We start from the raw sequence: 500 nt of genomic DNA, 5'->3' as shown, positions 1-500 counted from the left end.
AAGATTTATTTAAAACGATGAAAGAGTTAAATATCTATCCAGATTTCATTACAATTGATGGTTCAGAAGGTGGATCAGGAGCGACGTATAAATCGATGGCAGATAGTATGGGAATGCCGCTTATTCCAGCGTTACTGACATGTATTGATACAGCGAATCATTATGGTGTTCGGGACAAATTCAAAGTGTTTGCATCGGGGAAATTAATCACACCAGATAAAGTGGCGATTGCTTTAGCGATTGGAGCGGATGCTGTAAGTTCAGCCCGCGGATTTATGATGGCAAGCGGCTGTATTATGGCCCTTCAATGTAATTCTGGCCAATGTCCATCTGGTGTAGCCACGACGAATCCGCATTATCAAAAAGCGTTAGATCCGTATGAGAAGAAGTGGCGAGTCATGAATTATATTATTAGTATGAGATATAGTTTATTTTCATTAGCAGCGGCAGCGGGAGTGAAGAGCCCGCGCCATTTAACTAGAGAGCATATTGTGTTTAAA

General features: G+C 41.2%; 1 protein-coding gene. It reads left to right on the top strand.

What is annotated here, in order from left to right:
* The coding region (locus tag ACCC84_RS23965) for a glutamate synthase-related protein (RefSeq protein ID WP_371902453.1) at positions 1–500 on the top strand (500 nt) is incomplete at both ends.

It is taken from the genome of Serratia odorifera (genome assembly GCF_041448735.1).
Classification (GTDB): domain Bacteria; phylum Pseudomonadota; class Gammaproteobacteria; order Enterobacterales; family Enterobacteriaceae; genus Serratia_F; species Serratia_F odorifera.
Note: the sequence above shows the minus strand (reverse complement) of the source record. Positions and strands in the feature narration are given on the sequence as shown.